This is a genomic window from Roseateles sp. GW835-FHT13E02, from assembly GCF_058794035.1.
The window spans coordinates 59,653-75,338 of sequence record NZ_JBXAGJ010000020.1; the positions used below are offsets into that span (position 1 = coordinate 59,653).

The 15,686-nt window shown below is 69.1% G+C and carries 17 protein-coding genes; 6 read left to right on the plus strand and 11 right to left on the minus strand.

The window, feature by feature from the left end; all coding sequences use genetic code 11:
- Positions 1–104 precede the first annotated feature (104 nt).
- Both AC1Q6P_RS18445 and AC1Q6P_RS18450 read left to right on the plus strand, forming a co-directional pair.
- The gene (locus AC1Q6P_RS18445) at positions 105–602 is read left to right on the plus strand and encodes an NUDIX hydrolase (RefSeq protein ID WP_492665406.1); all 498 of its coding nucleotides are present in this window, start codon (positions 105–107) and stop codon (positions 600–602) included.
- Between the two features lie 16 nt (positions 603–618).
- Entirely contained in the window at positions 619–1,023 is a 405-nt protein-coding gene (locus AC1Q6P_RS18450) for a hypothetical protein (protein WP_102768547.1), read from the plus strand.
- Positions 1,024–1,058: 35 nt separating this feature from the next.
- Here AC1Q6P_RS18450 and AC1Q6P_RS18455 read toward each other — a convergent pair whose 3' ends face one another.
- The gene (locus AC1Q6P_RS18455) at positions 1,059–1,934 is read right to left on the minus strand and encodes a DUF535 family protein (RefSeq protein WP_492665405.1); all 876 of its coding nucleotides are present in this window, start codon (positions 1,932–1,934) and stop codon (positions 1,059–1,061) included.
- A 189-nt stretch (positions 1,935–2,123) separates the two neighbouring features.
- Between AC1Q6P_RS18455 and mnmA the strand changes: the two genes are divergently transcribed.
- From mnmA to AC1Q6P_RS18470, 3 genes are all read left to right on the plus strand, one after another.
- Complete coding sequence (gene mnmA, locus AC1Q6P_RS18460; protein ID WP_492665404.1) at positions 2,124–3,251, plus strand: tRNA 2-thiouridine(34) synthase MnmA; 1,128 nt, start codon at positions 2,124–2,126, stop codon at positions 3,249–3,251.
- Between the two features lie 113 nt (positions 3,252–3,364).
- Positions 3,365–4,675: a sensor histidine kinase gene (locus AC1Q6P_RS18465; protein ID WP_102768550.1), complete on the plus strand. Its 1,311-nt coding sequence runs from the start codon at positions 3,365–3,367 to the stop codon at positions 4,673–4,675.
- A complete protein-coding gene (locus AC1Q6P_RS18470; protein WP_102768551.1) occupies positions 4,672–5,391 on the plus strand; it encodes a response regulator in 720 nt (239 codons plus the stop codon). Before AC1Q6P_RS18465 ends, AC1Q6P_RS18470 begins: the two co-directional genes overlap by 4 nt.
- A 16-nt stretch (positions 5,392–5,407) precedes the next feature.
- Here AC1Q6P_RS18470 and AC1Q6P_RS18475 read toward each other — a convergent pair whose 3' ends face one another.
- Positions 5,408–5,974 carry a CAP domain-containing protein gene (locus AC1Q6P_RS18475; RefSeq protein WP_492665403.1) on the minus strand — a complete coding sequence of 189 codons (567 nt, stop codon included), beginning with the start codon at positions 5,972–5,974 and terminating at the stop codon, positions 5,408–5,410.
- Positions 5,975–6,049: 75 nt separating this feature from the next.
- Here AC1Q6P_RS18475 and AC1Q6P_RS18480 point away from each other — a divergent pair, with 75 nt between their 5' ends.
- On the plus strand, positions 6,050–6,502 hold the full coding sequence (locus AC1Q6P_RS18480) for a hypothetical protein (RefSeq protein WP_492665402.1): 453 nt from the start codon (positions 6,050–6,052) through the stop codon (positions 6,500–6,502).
- 25 nt (positions 6,503–6,527) lie between these two features.
- Here the strand turns inward: AC1Q6P_RS18480 and AC1Q6P_RS18485 are convergent, their stop codons facing one another.
- From AC1Q6P_RS18485 to AC1Q6P_RS18525, 9 genes are read right to left on the minus strand one after another with little or no spacing between them, the layout of a single operon-like run.
- Complete coding sequence (locus AC1Q6P_RS18485; RefSeq protein ID WP_492665401.1) at positions 6,528–7,064, minus strand: type II secretion system protein; 537 nt, start codon at positions 7,062–7,064, stop codon at positions 6,528–6,530.
- A gap of 31 nt (positions 7,065–7,095) precedes the next feature.
- Positions 7,096–7,503: a type II secretion system protein gene (locus AC1Q6P_RS18490; RefSeq protein ID WP_102768553.1), complete on the minus strand. Its 408-nt coding sequence runs from the start codon at positions 7,501–7,503 to the stop codon at positions 7,096–7,098.
- A gap of 12 nt (positions 7,504–7,515) precedes the next feature.
- Complete coding sequence (locus AC1Q6P_RS18495; protein WP_223696689.1) at positions 7,516–7,995, minus strand: type II secretion system protein; 480 nt, start codon at positions 7,993–7,995, stop codon at positions 7,516–7,518.
- Between the two features lie 41 nt (positions 7,996–8,036).
- Entirely contained in the window at positions 8,037–10,283 is a 2,247-nt protein-coding gene (locus tag AC1Q6P_RS18500; protein WP_171827250.1) for a secretin GspD/PilQ domain-containing protein, read from the minus strand.
- Complete coding sequence (locus AC1Q6P_RS18505) at positions 10,280–10,879, minus strand: hypothetical protein (protein ID WP_492665400.1); 600 nt, start codon at positions 10,877–10,879, stop codon at positions 10,280–10,282. The genes AC1Q6P_RS18500 and AC1Q6P_RS18505 overlap by 4 nt, the downstream gene beginning before the upstream one ends.
- Positions 10,876–11,448 (minus strand): hypothetical protein, encoded by a 573-nt coding sequence (locus tag AC1Q6P_RS18510; protein WP_492665399.1) that lies wholly within the window; start codon positions 11,446–11,448, stop codon positions 10,876–10,878. Before AC1Q6P_RS18510 ends, AC1Q6P_RS18505 begins: the two co-directional genes overlap by 4 nt.
- On the minus strand, positions 11,445–12,932 hold the full coding sequence (locus AC1Q6P_RS18515) for a hypothetical protein (RefSeq protein ID WP_492665398.1): 1,488 nt from the start codon (positions 12,930–12,932) through the stop codon (positions 11,445–11,447). Before AC1Q6P_RS18515 ends, AC1Q6P_RS18510 begins: the two co-directional genes overlap by 4 nt.
- Positions 12,925–14,466 carry a GspE/PulE family protein gene (locus AC1Q6P_RS18520; protein WP_492665397.1) on the minus strand — a complete coding sequence of 514 codons (1,542 nt, stop codon included), beginning with the start codon at positions 14,464–14,466 and terminating at the stop codon, positions 12,925–12,927. Before AC1Q6P_RS18520 ends, AC1Q6P_RS18515 begins: the two co-directional genes overlap by 8 nt.
- Entirely contained in the window at positions 14,463–15,665 is a 1,203-nt protein-coding gene (locus AC1Q6P_RS18525; protein ID WP_492665396.1) for a type II secretion system F family protein, read from the minus strand. The genes AC1Q6P_RS18520 and AC1Q6P_RS18525 overlap by 4 nt, the downstream gene beginning before the upstream one ends.
- Positions 15,666–15,686: the final 21 nt, after the last annotated feature.

Here is a 15,686-nt window from a genome sequence, read left to right on the forward strand (position 1 = left end):
CGGGTCAAACAAACCATATGACTGTTCAGCTTGCGTCGAGCTTACACAATCGAGGTGACACTCCACCCCCGTAGACACCCCTGGAAGCGCGGAGCAAACGACAGATGACAAATCACGAACGCTGGAAGCCTTCGGTCACGGTCGCAGCCGTGGTTGAGCGCGATGGCCGCTACCTGCTGGTCGAGGAAGAGACGCCCGAGGGCCTGATGCTGAACAACCCGGCCGGCCATCTCGACCCGGGCGAGACGCCGCTGCAGGCGGTGGTGCGCGAGGCGCTGGAGGAAACGGCGCGAGCCTTCACACCCGAGTCCTTCCTGGGCTGCTATCTGGCCCGCTTCCAGCGGCCGGCGTGGCAGGAGGATGTCACCTACCTGCGCCTGGCTTTTGGCGGTACGGTCGGAGAAGAAATCGCGGGCCGAGCGCTGGACCAGGGCATCGTGCGCACGCTCTGGCTCAGCCTGGACGAGCTGCGCGCCACCGCCGCGCGCCACCGCAGCCCCCTGGTGCTGCGCTGCTGCGAGGACCATGCCGCGGGCCGGCGCCTGCCGCTGGAAGCGGTGTACAACGATGCCTCACTGTTCGCACCCTTGCAGAAACTCTGAGCTGGACCCTTCCGCCATGCACTTCAAACCCCACGGCGACACCCGCATCAGCCGCGACGACCGCTTGCTTGTTTTTGCGCCGCAAGCCACGGCCAATGTCGAGGAGATCAACCGGGTGATGCGCGAACTGGCCGGGCATGTAGCCCCACTCCAGGGCCGATCCTGGACCGCCCTGGTGCAACTGGCTCGCGACGACGCCTTGATGACGCCGGAGGCCGAGCTGGCCTTGCAGGCCGCTGCGCCGGGCCTGCTGCAAAGCGGCCTGTGCGCCCTGGCCCTGAGTGGGCCAGACCCGAGCTCGCTGTGGATCGTGGAGGCGCAATTTCGCCGTGTGTTCGCCTCCACCGGCTTGCCGCTGTCCTTGCACAAACAGGACGCTGAGGCGCGCGCCTGGCTGCACCAGCAACTGAACCTCGCCTGAGAGACCTTCGGCTCCGAGCAAGGCGGTGTACCAGCTCAGGCCGGCGGTTGCAGCCGCAAGCCCGCGTACATGGCATCCAGCATGGCGAACTTGCGCTTGACCTCGGTACGCTTGCGCGAAGGCACCTCTTCCAGAGCCGGCTGAGGCACCTCGTCGCAGCGCAGCTCGAAACTGCCGCACTCGCTGGGTCGCGCACCGATCTCGCCCCACAAGGCGTCGTAGTTGGAGCTGATCTTGCGGCGGCGCCAGGGGTTGAGCGCCACACGATCGCGGTTGCTGATCAGGATCAGGCGCTCGCAGCCGAGCGAGGCGCCGATCTGCCGCACCGCCTGCACCAGCACCACGCCGGGGCGGCAGCCGTAGAAGTCCTTGGTGGCGCGGCGCACCAGCTCACGCGAGCCCTCGCAGCGCCCGCCCTGCAGGCGGCCGATGGCCACGCAAGGCTTGCCCTGGCGGCGCATGAAGACAAAGGAGGCGCTGAACACCATCTCGCCGTCCAGCATCAGGCGCAGGCAGAGATCCCCCTCGCGGTGGCCTTCGTGAATGGCCGAGAGCTCGACCTGGAAGGTCGCACCCGACTTGCCACTCAGCTCACAGAGCACCAGGTTCTCGCGTGCCGCCCGGGCCAACACCGGCTCCAGGCCCTGCTCGAGCATGAAACCGTAGTGATCCATCAGCAGCTCCACCCGGCGTGCGCAACCGAGGCGACGCGAAAAATACGGGCGGTAGATCTTGCTCAGCAGCTTGGGGTGCTCGCGCACTGCCCCCATCAGCACCGGGTGGGCGCTGACAAAGTTCAGCCAGCGTTGCGTTTGGGTCGGATGCAGCAAGGCGCCCAGGTAGATCTTGAAGCGATCTTTGGCGCTGATGCGTTCGCAGTGAGGGGTGATTCGAAAAGGATGCAGCTTCATGGCCGGCGCTCGCGGGGCGCAGAACGCCGCCGATTCAAGGAAAAACAGGGAAACCACAGATCGGCGCGGATTGTAAAGTTCTGTTAATGACGACTTGCCCCGCATTTGCGGGTGTCAAGCACCGCCCCAAGCCGGTGCGAAAGCCGGCACCAGGGCGGGGTGCGCGGACCTTGCGGGACAATCGCGGCCATGAACTCCAAGCAACGCATCGTCGTCGGCCTGTCCGGCGGCGTCGATTCCGCCGTCACCGCCTACCTGCTGAAAAAGGCCGGCCACGAAGTCGTGGGCATCTTCATGAAGAACTGGGAGGACGATGACAACAGCGAGTACTGTTCCTCCAACATCGACTTCGTCGACGCGGCCGCGGTGGCCGATGTGATCGGCATCGAGATCGAGCATGTCAACTTCGCCGCCGACTACAAGGACCGCGTATTCGCCGCCTTCCTGCGCGAGTACCAGGCCGGCCGCACGCCCAACCCCGATGTGCTCTGCAATGCCGAGATCAAGTTCAAGGCCTTTCTCGACCACGCCATGCGCCTGGGCGCCGAGAAAATCGCCACCGGCCATTACGCTCGCGTGCGCCAACGCGACGGCCGGACGGAATTGCTCAAGGGCGTGGACAACAGCAAGGACCAGAGCTACTTCCTGCACCGCCTGAACCAGGCCCAGCTGGCCAAGACCCTGTTCCCGGTCGGCGAGCTGCACAAGACCGAGGTGCGCCGCATCGCCGAGGAGATCGGCCTGCCGAACGCCAAGAAGAAGGACTCGACCGGCATCTGCTTCATCGGCGAGCGGCCCTTCCGCGAGTTCCTGAACCGCTACCTGGCGCACCAGCCCGGCCCGATCAAGGACGAGCGCGGCCGCAAGCTGGGCGAGCATGTCGGCCTGTCCTTCTACACCCTGGGCCAGCGCCAGGGCCTGGGCATCGGCGGCGTGAAGGAGAAAGGGACGCCGCGCGGCGGTGGCGAACATGAGCCCTGGTTCGTGGCGCGCAAAGACATGGAGAAGAACACCTTGATCGTCGTTCAAGGCCACCAGCACCCGCTGCTGCTGAGCCAGGCCCTGGTCGCCGACGACCTGTCCTGGACCGATACCCAGCCCGCTTTTGGCGGTTTCGGCGCCAAGACCCGCTATCGGCAGGCCGATGCCGCCTGCGCCTTCCACCCCGACACGCCGGCCGCAGGCCACTGCCGCGTGGACTTTGCCCAGCCGCAATGGGCCGTCACCCCGGGCCAGAGCCTGGTGCTCTACGACGGGGAGGTCTGCCTGGGCGGCGGCGTGATTGCCGAGGCCATCGCCGCGCCAGCCGCAGGCTGAGCCGCCCCTCCCGCCCCCTGCTTCGGTACCCCGGGGCGCCTGCATGACCAAACACACATGCCAGAAGCGACCCCGCTGTGGCACCCTGCCGACTCGCTGAACAAAGTGTCCCCTTGCAGAATCCGCTGAACACCTCTCCGCTGCGCTTGCTGGACCAGCAACTGGACCGCATCCTGGCCCGCGTGGCGCAACCCAATGTGGTGCTGCGGGTGGCCGCCCTGTCGATCTGCCTGCTGGAGCTGGCTGCGGCCATCGCCGGCCTGCTGGGCTACCGCACCGACGCCTACGACGGCGCCGTGCCGGCCCTCTACCTGCGTTGGGGCGGCAGCAGCAACGACCCCATCCTCCTGATCGGCTGCTTCAGCCTGGTGCTGCTGTTCGCCTGGGGTTATTGGCGATTGGCCCGTGAAGGCCGCGCCGACCAGCCGCCCCCGAACACCCTGCTGCGCCTGGTGCTGATCGATCTGCTGGCCATCGCCGTGACGCCGGGCCTGCCCTTTTTGGTCACGGCCCTGGCCGCTGTCTTGCTGCGCGCGCGCACCGCCTTCCTCTTCGCTCTGGCCCAGATCGGCATCAACCTGGCCATGAACTGGCTGCTGCCCCTGGCCGAGGTGGTGACGCCGGGCAGCAGCGGCGTGCCCAACTGGCTGGACAATATGGGCTTGCTGATGGCCATGGTGGCCCTGCATGGCATGGCCTTCGGCCTGGGCCGCATGGCCGCCGCCGAATCCGAAAAACGCCGCTGGCTGCAAGCCATGCTGGCCGAGCGCCTGAGCGCCGAGCAGTTACAGGCCGAGCAGCTGCGCTACAACGAGCGCACCCTGATGGCACGCGAGCTGCACGATGTGGTCGGCCACCACCTGACCGCGCTGAACCTGCAACTGCAGCTGAGCAGCGCCCTGCTGCAGCGCGCCGATGGCGAGGGCGCCGCCCTGGCCGTGGACAAGGCGAGGCAGAGTGCGGCCAATCTGCTGGCTGATGTGCGCCAGGCCGTCAGCCAGCAGCGCAGCTCGCAGCGCATCGACCTCAGCACCGCCTTGCAGGCTCTGGTCGACGGCATTGCCAGTACCCATATCGAACTGACCATCGCCCCCACCGCTCGCGACCTGAGCCCGCGCGTGGCCCATGCCCTGCTGCGCTGCGTGCAGGAGGCGGTGACCAACAGTGTTCGTCACGCCCGCGCCTCGCGGGTGAGCATCGAAGTGGCCATTGAGTCCCACGAAACGAGTCTTGGCACGGACGTCTTGCCACAAGGAGAAGTCCGCGTCAGCATTGACGACAACGGCCTGGGTGCCACCCACCTCAAGCCGGGCAACGGTCTGCAAGGCATGGCCGAGCGCATGAGCGAGCTGGGCGGGCGCATGGAGGTGCAGCGCAGCCAGCCCGGTTTCCGAATTGAATTGCGGTGTCCAAGGACAGCATGAACAACCCCATCCCCCCTCTTCCTCAACTCAAGCCCAGCAGCGCCGCCCAAGCCGCGGCCAAGGGCAGCATTCGCCTCTTGCTGGTGGAAGACCAGCAGCTGGTGCGCGATGGCCTCAAAGGCCTGCTGGCCCTGCATGAGGACATCCAGATCGTCGGTGAAGCCAACGACGGCGCCGATGCCTTGGAACAGATCGCCCGCCTGGGCGGCGAGCCGCCGGACTTGATCCTCTCCGACATGCGCATGCCGCGCCTGGACGGCCTGGGCCTGATCCGCGCCCTGGCCGCGCGGGCGCTCAGCATCCCCGTGGTGTTGCTCACCACTTTTGACGACGCGGCCGTGTTCGACGAGGCCGTGCGCGCCGGCGCCCGCGGTTTTCTGCTCAAGGCCATCAGCACCGACACCCTGGTGCAGGCCCTGCGCGATGTGGCCGAAGGCGGCACCGCCCTGCGCCCCTCGCTGACCACCCGCATGGAGCGCCCGGCCAGCACGGCCGAACGCGCCTTCCTGGCCACCGAACAGCCCGACCCGCTCTCGCCCAAGGAGCTGCAGGTGCTGCGCCTGGTCGCCAGCGGCCGCAGCAACACCGAGATCGCCGCCCTGCTGGGCAATAGCGAGGGCGTGATCAAGAACCACTGCTCGGCCATCTTCTCCAAGATGGGCGTGCGCGACCGCACGCAGGCGGTCTTGCGTGCGATCGACCTGGGTTGGATCTGAAGCGCCGGGCCTGCCGCTAAGGCTCGACAGGCCGGCCGAGATGGAGGACCCAGTAGCGGTCATACCGCCCCGGGCCGACCACACAGGCCAGGCCGGCGTCAATGAACTCGGCCTGCATCAGGTTTTCGCAGTGGCTGGCGCTCAGGGTCCAGGTGGCCAGCACCTCGTCCAAACTTTCCTGGCCGGCTGCCAGGTTTTCACCGGCGCGGCGCATCACATAACCGCTTTGATGAAAGCGCTGGCGCAGGCTGCTGCCCTTGAGCCCGCGATGGCTGATCTGGTCGCCGTGCGAGAGCTCGCTGGCAAAGGCCAGGGCCGAAGCCTCCAGCCGGGCATCCCAACGCAGGGCCGGCGCAGCCGGCAGGCGGTGGGCGCCGCAAGACTGAGGCAGGGCACGGAAGGCATTGAGCCGCGCCAGCTCGGCGCGAAGCTCGGCCTCGCTGGGGCAGGATTTCGCCGCCCCCGCTTCGGCCGCCTGGGCCAAGGCCAAGTACAGGCCTGCCATTGGCAAGGCCAAGCTCCATCGCCCCAGCAAGCGCCAGGCGCTGCGTGCGCGGGAAAAGTAAAAATGCGGGCGTTTCATGGGCGAGCGCATCCTACCCAATCCCAGGGCCGCCTCGAAGGACTAAGCTGGCAGCTCCTCAGCTCGGAGCCCGCGATGAAACACCCTCGGTCGTTCGCCCCCCTCACCCCCAGCTGGCCGCGCGCCCGGCCGCTGGCCCTGCTGATCGCACTGCCCCTGGCGCTGCTGGCCGGCGCCTGCAGCTGTGCGCCCGCCAGCAACACGCCTGAAAGCCAGCGCCTGCTGAAATCGCTGGAGGCCGAGATCGGCGAAGCGCGCTGCAGCAGCGATGCCCAATGCCACAGCCTGGCCGTGGGCGCCAAGGCCTGCGGCGGGCCCGAGGGCTACCTCGCCTGGTCCAGCCAGCACAGCGGCGACGGCAAGAAGCTCCAGGCCCTGGCCGATCAACAGGCCGCGGCGCGCCGGGCCGAACAAAGCCAGAGCGGCATGATGTCCAACTGCGCCCTCGAAGCCGACCCGGGTGCGCGCTGCCAGGCCGGGCGCTGCACCCTGCGCCCGCGCGCGGCGGCCGGAGCAAGCGCCCGGTAAACGCACCCGGCCGGCCCGCAGGCAGTCAGCGCAAAGGCAGGCCGTTGCGATCCACCGGGGGCTCGCTGGCCGCCGGATCCGGGCTGGACGCTGCCGCCCCTTGCGGGCGCCCCACAAAGAGCCAATCGCTGGCCTTGTCCAGAGGCATGCCGTCGGGCCGACTCTCCATCAACAAGGCGCGCTCCGAACGGCTGTGCACCGCATGGAATCGCTCGGGCTGGCTGGGCTCGGGCACCAGCACCCAATCGGGCTTGCCGGTGAAGGGGTCCGCATAGGCGCGACGCAGATGATGGAGAGGTTTGACGCCACGCCGGTCGACCAGCAGATCCTCGATCGTGCGCGGGTACTGCGGCGAGTTGCCGCCCGTGACCTTGAGGTAGCTCTGGATGGCGCGCGCAATCTCCTCGCCGCGAAACTGAAGCTCGCGCTCGCGTTCGCGCTGTGCCGCCGTGCTCCAGGCCTGACCCAAAGCGGCCAGGGCCGCCGCTGTCAGAGCAACAAAGAACAGCAGCCCCAGGTAGGTGAAGCCGCGCGAAGCACGCTGGCGAGCGAGGCGACGCATCAGCAAGATCCTTCCCAGCCAGCCACCCGGTTCACCAATCCGCAAACAGCCGGCCATCGCTGGCTCGGCCGGCGGCACCGCTGCGCACATCGTAGAGTTGGCCATTGGCCTGCATATCGCCGGGCGGCGGCAGGGTGACCCAGGCATCGCGACTGCCGGTCAGCGGGTCTTCGGGGATCTCGCGGATGTAGCGGGCCGTGGCCAGCTCTTCCAGCGAATCGGGATAACGCCCTTTGTCGGCGGCAAACTGGTCGATGGCATCGCGCATCACATGGAGCGAGCTGCGCAGCGCCGTCTCGCGCGACTTCTGCAAGCTGTTGAAGTAACGCGGCGCTGCGATGGAAGCCAGCAGGGCGACGATGGCCATGACCACGATCAACTCGATCAGGGTGAAGCCACGGGGGCGGCCTCGGGCGGAGGTGTGACGGGGGGCGTTCATATCGGCGGCTCCTCACCAATCACGCAAGCGCGTGCCGTCGAGTGCGCGACGGTCGGAGCGGGAATAGACATCGAACACATCCTTGCCCGAGCGCGGTTCGTCGGGCGGGCTGTCGGCGGCGCGCAGGCCCCAGGTGTCGGCGGCAGGCAGGGCCGGGTCGGCAAAGGGATCACGCGGCAGACGGCGCAAAAAGTAGAGCTTGCGGCTGTCCGGGGTTTTGACATCCACCACGCCCTTGACCAAGGACTCCAGATCGGGCGGATAACCGCTGTCCTCAGGGCTGCTGCGGATCTGCCCGCCTTCGACTGCCTTCTTGTAGGCATCGAGCGCGCCGCGCAGCTGGCGCAGGCCGGAACGCAACTCATGCTCGCGTGCGCGCTGCACCGACATCTCCAGCAGAGGCCGCGCCGCCGTGGCCAGCACGGCCAGCATGGCCAGCACCACCAGCATCTCGATCAGCGTGAAGCCGCGAGCGTTTGGGCATGTGCGCAAGGTGTTCACCGCAGGGACTCGAGTCAACGAGGCTCGCACGCTCAGCGCGCGGCCTCCACCGTCACCAGGCCCGAGCCTTCCAGGCGCACCGAGCTGCTCTCGCCATTCGGGCCGGTGGCTTGCACGCTGCCCAGTTCGATGGAGACGACCTTGCCGGTCGAGGCGGGCAGCGCGCGCATCACCAGCACCTTGTCGCCGCGCGCGGGCAGCTCCACCGGCACCCGACCCGGCGTCATGCCACCCTGCATGGACTGCAGCAGATTGGCGTCGTACTCGATCTCGCCACGGATGCTGAAGCCCGACTCATTGCGCAGCGTCACCGAGATGGTGCCGCCGGGCGTGACCTGGGGTGTGACCTCCAGCCGCACCGTGGCTTCGGCCGAAGGAGCTGCCGCTGGCGCCGCTGCTGCGGCCTGGACATCGCGCGGTGCGGCCAAGGCGGGCGCGGCACCACCACCACCGCTGGGGCCGACCCCGACCTTGGCGCTGGAGCGCAACAGGCCGCTGAAGGCACCCGGCGAGGCATCGGTGCCGCCGGGCGTGCGGGTCAGGCTGGCCTCGGGCAGGGCCAGATTGCGCACGATGCGCGGCGTGATCAGGAGCACGACCTCGGTCTTGGCACGTGTGTCATTGCGCGAGCCGAACAGGCTGCCCAGCACCGGGATGCCCGAAAGACCCGGAATGCCGCTGGCCGTGCGCCGGTCTTCATCATTGATCAGACCGGCCAGCACCTGGGTCTCGCCATCGTTCAGGCGCAAGGTGGTGGAGGTGGTGCGCTGGCCGATCTCGTAGGCCGTGGTGCCACCCGGGCCGGTGACCTGACGGATCAAGTTGCTGACCTCCAGGCCGACCTTGATGACCACATCGTTGTCGAGCTGGATGGTGGGCTCGACATCCAGCTTCAGGCCGATGTCCAGGTAGGACACCGAGGCCGCCACCGAGGTCTGTCCGGTGAAGTTGGTGGTGGTGGTGAAGACCGGCAGCTTCTGGCCGATGTGGACCTTGGCCTTCTCGCGGTTGCGCACACGGATCTTCGGATTGGCCAGCAGGTTCACATTGCCGCTGCTGCCGCGCAGATTGGCCACCACGCCGGGGTTGGCGACGAAGCCGCGGAACTCGTTGTGCTGGCCGATCGGCACCTGGCCGGTGGCCAGGCCGCCGGTCGCGCCCGGCAGGCCGAAGCTGAGCTGCTCGGGCCATTTGAGGCCCAGCTCATCGACACGGTCGGTGGCCAGTTCCATCACCTCGACATCGAGCATGACCTCGGGCTCGGGCAGATCGACCGAGGCAATCAGTCGCTCCACCAGGCGCAACACCTCGGGCGTGTCACGCACCACCATCAGGTTCAGGCGCTCGTCGACATGGATATCGCGCACCTTGGCAATGGTGCGCACCATGGCCTGCACCTGCTTGACATCGGCGTTAGCCAGATAAAGCGTGCGGGTGATCAGCTCCTGGTGCTCACGCTGCTTGGCGCTGGTGTTGGGGAAGATCAGCACCGAGCTGTCGTTGAGCAGCTTGCGATCCAGCTGCTGGGTGTTGAGCACCACGCGCATGGCCTCGTCCAGGGTCACATTGCGCAGGAAGATGGTGATGCGGCTGTCCGAGCGCACATCCTTGTCGAACACGAAATTGATATTGGAGCTGCGCGACAGCGCTTCGAAGACCTGGCGCAGGGGCGCATCGCGGAACTCCAGCGTGACGGGCTTCTGAAAGCCCGGCCCCAGTTCCAGGCTGCCCTGCTCCAGCGGCCGCGCCTGCGCGACCTGGCTGAGCAGCAGGCGAGCGCCGGGGTGCTGGGGTGATTCAGACAGGATCTCGCGCGCCATCGCTTCCACCCGCTCCAGCTTGCCCTCGCGCAGCAGGCTGCGCGCGGTCAGCAAGGTGGCTTCCTGCTTCTGGCCGCGTTGCAGCTCGCTTTCGAAAAAGGCCAGACGCGGGTGCTTGGGGTCGATCTCGCGCAGGCTCTGCATGGCCGTCTGCGCCTCGGCCCAGCGGCTGCTGGCACGCAGGCCCTCGATCTGCATCAGCAGCCGGTTGCTCAGCTGGGTACGGACGCGGATCTGGGCCGCACGCAGGGCGTGGTCCTTCGGCTCCTTCTGCGCGGCGGCGTCGAGCACGGCATAAGCCTGGGTCAGTTGGTTGGCGCGGCTGAGCTCATCGGCCTCGCGCAGAGCCGGGTGGGCGCAGCCCGCGAGCAGAAGTGCCACGCCCAAGGCCAGGAGCGCCGGCTGCGGCCACGCGCGGCGCGTGAACGGCAGAGAAGAGGTGGAGACTTGCAGCTTCATGGGGTTGCGGCTCGGAAGTTGACGCTCTGCGTGAGCTTGGCGGGCAGCCAGGTCAGGTTCAGCCCGCGTTCATGGATTTGATCGACGCGCCACTGGCCATCGATCACCTCGCCGGTCTTGACGGCCAGGGTCTTGGCCGGGCTGGACAGCAGGGCCATGGCGCCCTCGGCCTCGACCAGGCGGCCAATCAATTGGTAAGGAAACGGTGGCGCCACCGGCTCGGCCGGGGGCGGTGGCGGCGGCGCGGGCGGTGGAGGCGGTGGGGCGGGCGGCGCCCAGGCGGCGAACTGGCTCTCGGCCGCCGGGGCCCAGGCCCCGCGTTCGGCGGGGGCCCAATTGGGTGCCGCGAGTGGCGCAGACAGCGCTGCGGCGGCCACGCCCGGCTTGGCGGCCGAGCCGGCTGAGGCGGCCGCCCCCAAGGAGACCGGCGCGCGGCGCTGCGACGCCACCGGCTGGGCCAGATCGGCCGCCTCGGGCTCGATCTGAGCGGCCCAGAGGGCGGCCGCGATGCTCAGCGCCAGGCCCGCGGCCAGGACATAGTGGCGCGGGCTCAGCGCCTGTGGGCTGGCTGCGCTGACAACAGGGCTGCGGCTCATCGGGTGGCCCCTCCCGGGCTGGTGTCCATACGGCCGTGCAGCGACCACTGCAGTTCGGCCTCCAACTCGGCCGCTTGCGGGTTGGCGCGGCGCAGCTTGAGGCTGTCCAGGCTCAGCGCCGGGTCGTGGCGCAGCGCCGCTTCGATGTACTGGCGCAGCTGGGCATAGCCGCCGCTCAGCGGCATGGTGATGCGCAGGCGCTCCAGGCCGCTGGCCGCGTCCACCGTCAGGCGGTGCTCGGTGCGGGTGCTGACCAGACCCAGGCGCAAACCCATCTCCAGCAGATCGGCCAGGCGCTGCTGGCGCTCGCTGGCGGGTGGCAGGGTTTCGCGCCATTGCTCGGGCGTGCTGGGCAGCTCGGCGGCCGAGGCCGCGCTGGCCGGGGCCAGGGCGCGCTGCAGGCGCAGCTCGGCACGCAGGCGGTCAGCCCGGGCGGCGTCGGCCGCGGCTTCGCGCTCCCAGCGCTGGCCCTGCCAGGCCAGGCCGGCGGCCAGCACAAGCGCCAGCGCGGCGAACAGGCCGGGCGCGCCGAGAGCGCGCAGCTGTGATTTCAGGGCAGAGTACTTCATCGGCGGGCCTCCCCAGCCTTGCGCTTGGCCGGGGCCGTTGCCGAGGCGGCGGCATCGGGCGATTCGGGCGCTGCCGCCACAGGGCGGCGCAGCAGATCCCCGCGGAACTTGGCCGTCAGCTCGAAACGCTGGCCCGTCAGCCCTTGTTCGGCGTTCTGCAGGCGGCTGAGCATGACATCGCGCCAGCCGGCCTCGGCCGCCAAGCGGTCCACCAGCTGCAGGGGCAGCAGCTTGTCGCTGGCCAGGCCTTCCAGGCGCAGCTCCTGGCGCGAGCCGTTCACATCCATGGACAGCCAGGCCAGGGGCGCCGGCTTGAGCGCCGCGCCGGCCTGCTCCACCTGCACCAGCACGGCCTCCCAGGGCTGGCGCAGCAAGGCCTGCACCTCCTGCGCCGGGCGGCTGGCATCGGGCACGGTCTTGCCGGCATCACGGCTGCGGGCGGTCACGGCCACCGCAGCCAAAGGGGTCGTTTGGGCTTTGGCACGCGGCGCCGCCGCTTGCGTGGCTTTCAGGCGGGCCACTTGGGTTTGCTGCTGAAGGCGATCGGTGAAGGCCTGCCAGGCGCTCCAACCGGCCGTGGCCAGCACCAGGGCGGCCGTGGCGGCCAGCGGCCAAGCCAGGGGCGAGCGCTCGCGCGGCGCGCCGAGGAAATCGGGGCGGGGCAGGCGCCGCGAGGGCGCGGCGGGGCCCGGTTCCAGCTGCGCGAGATCGGGCGCTGTGGCATCGAGGCGGCCATGCAGACGCAGAGCTGGGCCCAGATTCAGCGCCGTGCCGGTGCCCTGCAGACCGTAGCCCATCACGTGCACCTGGGCGGCGGGCAGGCCGGGCTGGGCTTGCAACAACTCTTGCAGCAGCTCAGCCAGTGCCTCAGGGGTGGCCTCACGCAAGCGCAGCTGGCGCAGGCTGGCCAAACGGCCCGAGGACAAAGTCAGCCAAGTCAAGACCTGACCCTCCAGCCAGGCCAGGGCGGCCTGCTCGGCCGAGCGCCATTCCGGCTCTTCCTGGGCCAGACGCTGCATGGCCAGCGCCCAGGCCGGCTGCACCTGGGCCAGGCGCACGCCGTGCTCGGCCGCGACTTCGCGCCAGCCTTGGGCAGCCGAGCCATGCAGGGCGATGGCGCCGCATTGCTCGCCCAGGCCGGCTTGCGGCTCGGCCTCCAGGCGCCAGCTGGCCAACGACCAGGTCTTGGCCGCGGCGCCGAAATACTGCCCGAACTGCTGGCGCGCGTAGCCCAGCAAGGCGGATTCGTCGTCCAGCGGCAGGCCCGGCTGGCAGACCAGCTCATGCAGCAAGCGGCTGGACAGGCTCAGGCGCACGGCGCTGCCGGCATGGGCGCGGCACCAGTCGGCCCAGGCCTCGGGCCGGCTCAGCGCGGCGCCCTGCACACCGTCGACGCCGAGGAACAGGGGCTGGGGCCGGGCCAGGCGGGCGCGCAAGCGCCGCTGCAGGCGGCCCAGCCAAGAGGGCGAAGGGCTGTTATTCATCCAGAGTCACTCGTTCCAGCTCTTCAAAGGTGGTGTCGCCACGGCACACGGCCTGCAGGGCCAGGGCGCGCAGCGGCTTCATGCCGCGGGCACGGGCGGCCTCCTTGATCTGCGACATGGGCGAACGCGCGGCAATCAGGTCGCGCAGGCCATCGTCGAGCTTGAGCAGCTCGGCCACGGCGCGGCGGCCACGGTAGCCGGTGCCACGGCAGTGGCCGCAGCCCTCGCCCTTCAGGAAACTGTGCTCGCCCGCGCGCAAGCCATAACGCGCCAAGGTGGCGGCATCGGGCTCGAAGGGGCGCGCGCAATGCTTGCAGGTCAGGCGCACCAGGCGCTGGGCCAGCACGGCATTCAAGGCCGAGACCACGTTGTAGAGGTCCAAGCCCATGTGCATGAAGCGGCCGATCACGTCGAAGGCGTTATTGGCGTGCACGGTCGAAAAGACCAGATGGCCGGTCAAGGCCGCCTGCACCGCGATCTGCGCCGTTTCGGCGTCACGGATTTCGCCGACCATCACCCGGTCGGGGTCGTGGCGCAGGATGGAGCGCAAGCCGCGCGAGAAGGTCAGGCCTTTTTTCTCGTTGACCGGGATCTGCACCACGCCGGGCAGCTGGTACTCGACCGGGTCTTCGATGGTGATGATCTTGTCGTCGCCGGTGTGGATCTCGGCCAGGGTGGCGTAGAGCGTGGTGGTCTTGCCGCTGCCGGTGGGGCCGGTGACCAGCAACATGCCGTGGGGCTGGCGTGCCTGGTGGCGGATGGCGGCGCGCTCCTCGGCGTCGAAGCCGAGCGCATCGAGCGTCAGGCTGCCACCGGTCTGTTCGATGCGAGCGCGGTCCAGCACCCGCACCACGGCGTCTTCCCCGAAGACGCTGGGCATGATGGACAGGCGGAAGTCGACCTCGCGGCCCTGCACGCGCAGCTTGAAGCGGCCGTCCTGCGGCAGGCGGCGCTCGCCGATGTCCAGCTCGGACATGACCTTGAGCCGCGACACCAGCTGCTCTGCCGTGGCCGCACCGTCCACACTGCGCACCATGGACATGACGCCGTCGACGCGGAAGCGGATCACCGCGCCGCGCGCCGTGCATTCGATGTGCACATCGCTGGCGCCGTCCTGCAGCGCGTCATACAGCGTGGCGTTGAGCAGGCGCACCACCGGGCTGGCCTGCTCGGACATGACCAGGGCGCTGAGCTCCTCGGTGGCGCCGCCGGCCTCGGCATCGATGACCGACTCCTCGACATCGCTGAGCGCCCGGAAATCGGCCTCACCGGCGCCCAGCCAATGGCTGATGGCGGCCGGCTCGCATTGCAGCCAGCGCACGGGCGCCTGCAGGCGGGCCTCGACGCTTTGCAGCAGCAGCTCATCGGCCGCCCGCTCGCCCAGCAGCATCTTGCGGCCACCGGCGCCCACGGCCAGCACCGCACGCCAGCGCTGCGCCTGGGCCTGCGGCCAATGCTCGAAATCGAGGGTCCAGGGGCCGTGCTCGGCGGGCAAGACCGAGGCCAGGGAAAAAGAAGAGGCCTCGACGGTCATTGGACTTGTTCCACCAGTTGAAAGATGGGCATGTACATCAGGACGATGATGCCGCCGATGAGCACGCCCATCACCAGCATCAGGGCGGGGTTGATGGCCCGGGTCAGCAGCTCGGTCAGGCGCACGGCTTCTTCGTCGTGAAAAGCGGCGGCGCGCTCGAGCATGGCAGCCACCTCGCCGCTGCGCTCACCCACGCGCACCATGCGGCGCGCGACAGGCGTGGCCAGATCCTGCGATTCGAGGGCTTCGGACAGGCGCTCGCCACGCTCGATCTGCTGGGCCGCAGCGGCCACGGCAGGCCGCCAGGGCAAGGCCACCACATCCTCGACGATGCGCAAGCTGGCCAGCACCGGCACACCCGAGGCCAGCAGCATGGACAGGCTGCGGTACAGCCTCGCCAGGGCCAGCACACGCAGGCGCGGGCCCAGGCCCGGCAGGGTCCAGAGCGAGGCCTGCAGCCGCTCGCGCAGGCCCGGGTGGCGCCACAGGCCCACGGCGCCCAGCGCCAACGCGCCCAGCCCGGCGAGCACCCACATCGGGTGGGCGCCGGCCGTCTGGCCAAAACGCATCAAGAGCACCGAAGCCCAGGGCAGCTCATTGCCCAGGCCATCGAGGATGCCGGCAAAGCGCGGCAGCACGAAGAGCAGCAGGAACAGGATCACGGCGCTGCCCACGGCCAGCAGCATGACCGGGTAGACACAGGCAGCGATCAGGCGTGAGCGCAGGTTGTCCACCCAGGCCAGGTACTTGGCATGCTGAGCCAGGGCCGTGCTGAGCTGGCCGGTGCGCTCGTTGGCGGCGACGATGGCGCAGATCAGCTCGTCAAAAGCCTGCGGCTGCTGGCGCAGGGCGACCGACACCGGCTGCCCCTGCTCGACCTGGCTGACCACCGCATCCAGCGCCTGGCGCACCGAGGCCTGGTTTTCTTTTTCGCGCAAGGTGTTCAGCGCTTCCAGCAAGGCGATGCCGGCATCCAGCAGCACCGCCAGCTCCTGGCTGAACAGTTGCAGGGGGAAGCGCCCGGCCGAACGGCGCGCCGCGCTGGCCGACGGGGCGCTGGACGCGCCCAGCTCCTGCACCTCCAGCACATGCTGGGGCGGCACGCCCAGGGCGCCGGCCACGGCATGCGCGTCCAGCGCATCGACGCGCACGCTCCTCACCCCCTCGGGGTGAAAGACGCGGACCTGGTAGCTGGGCATGAGGCGGGCTCAGGAATGGGC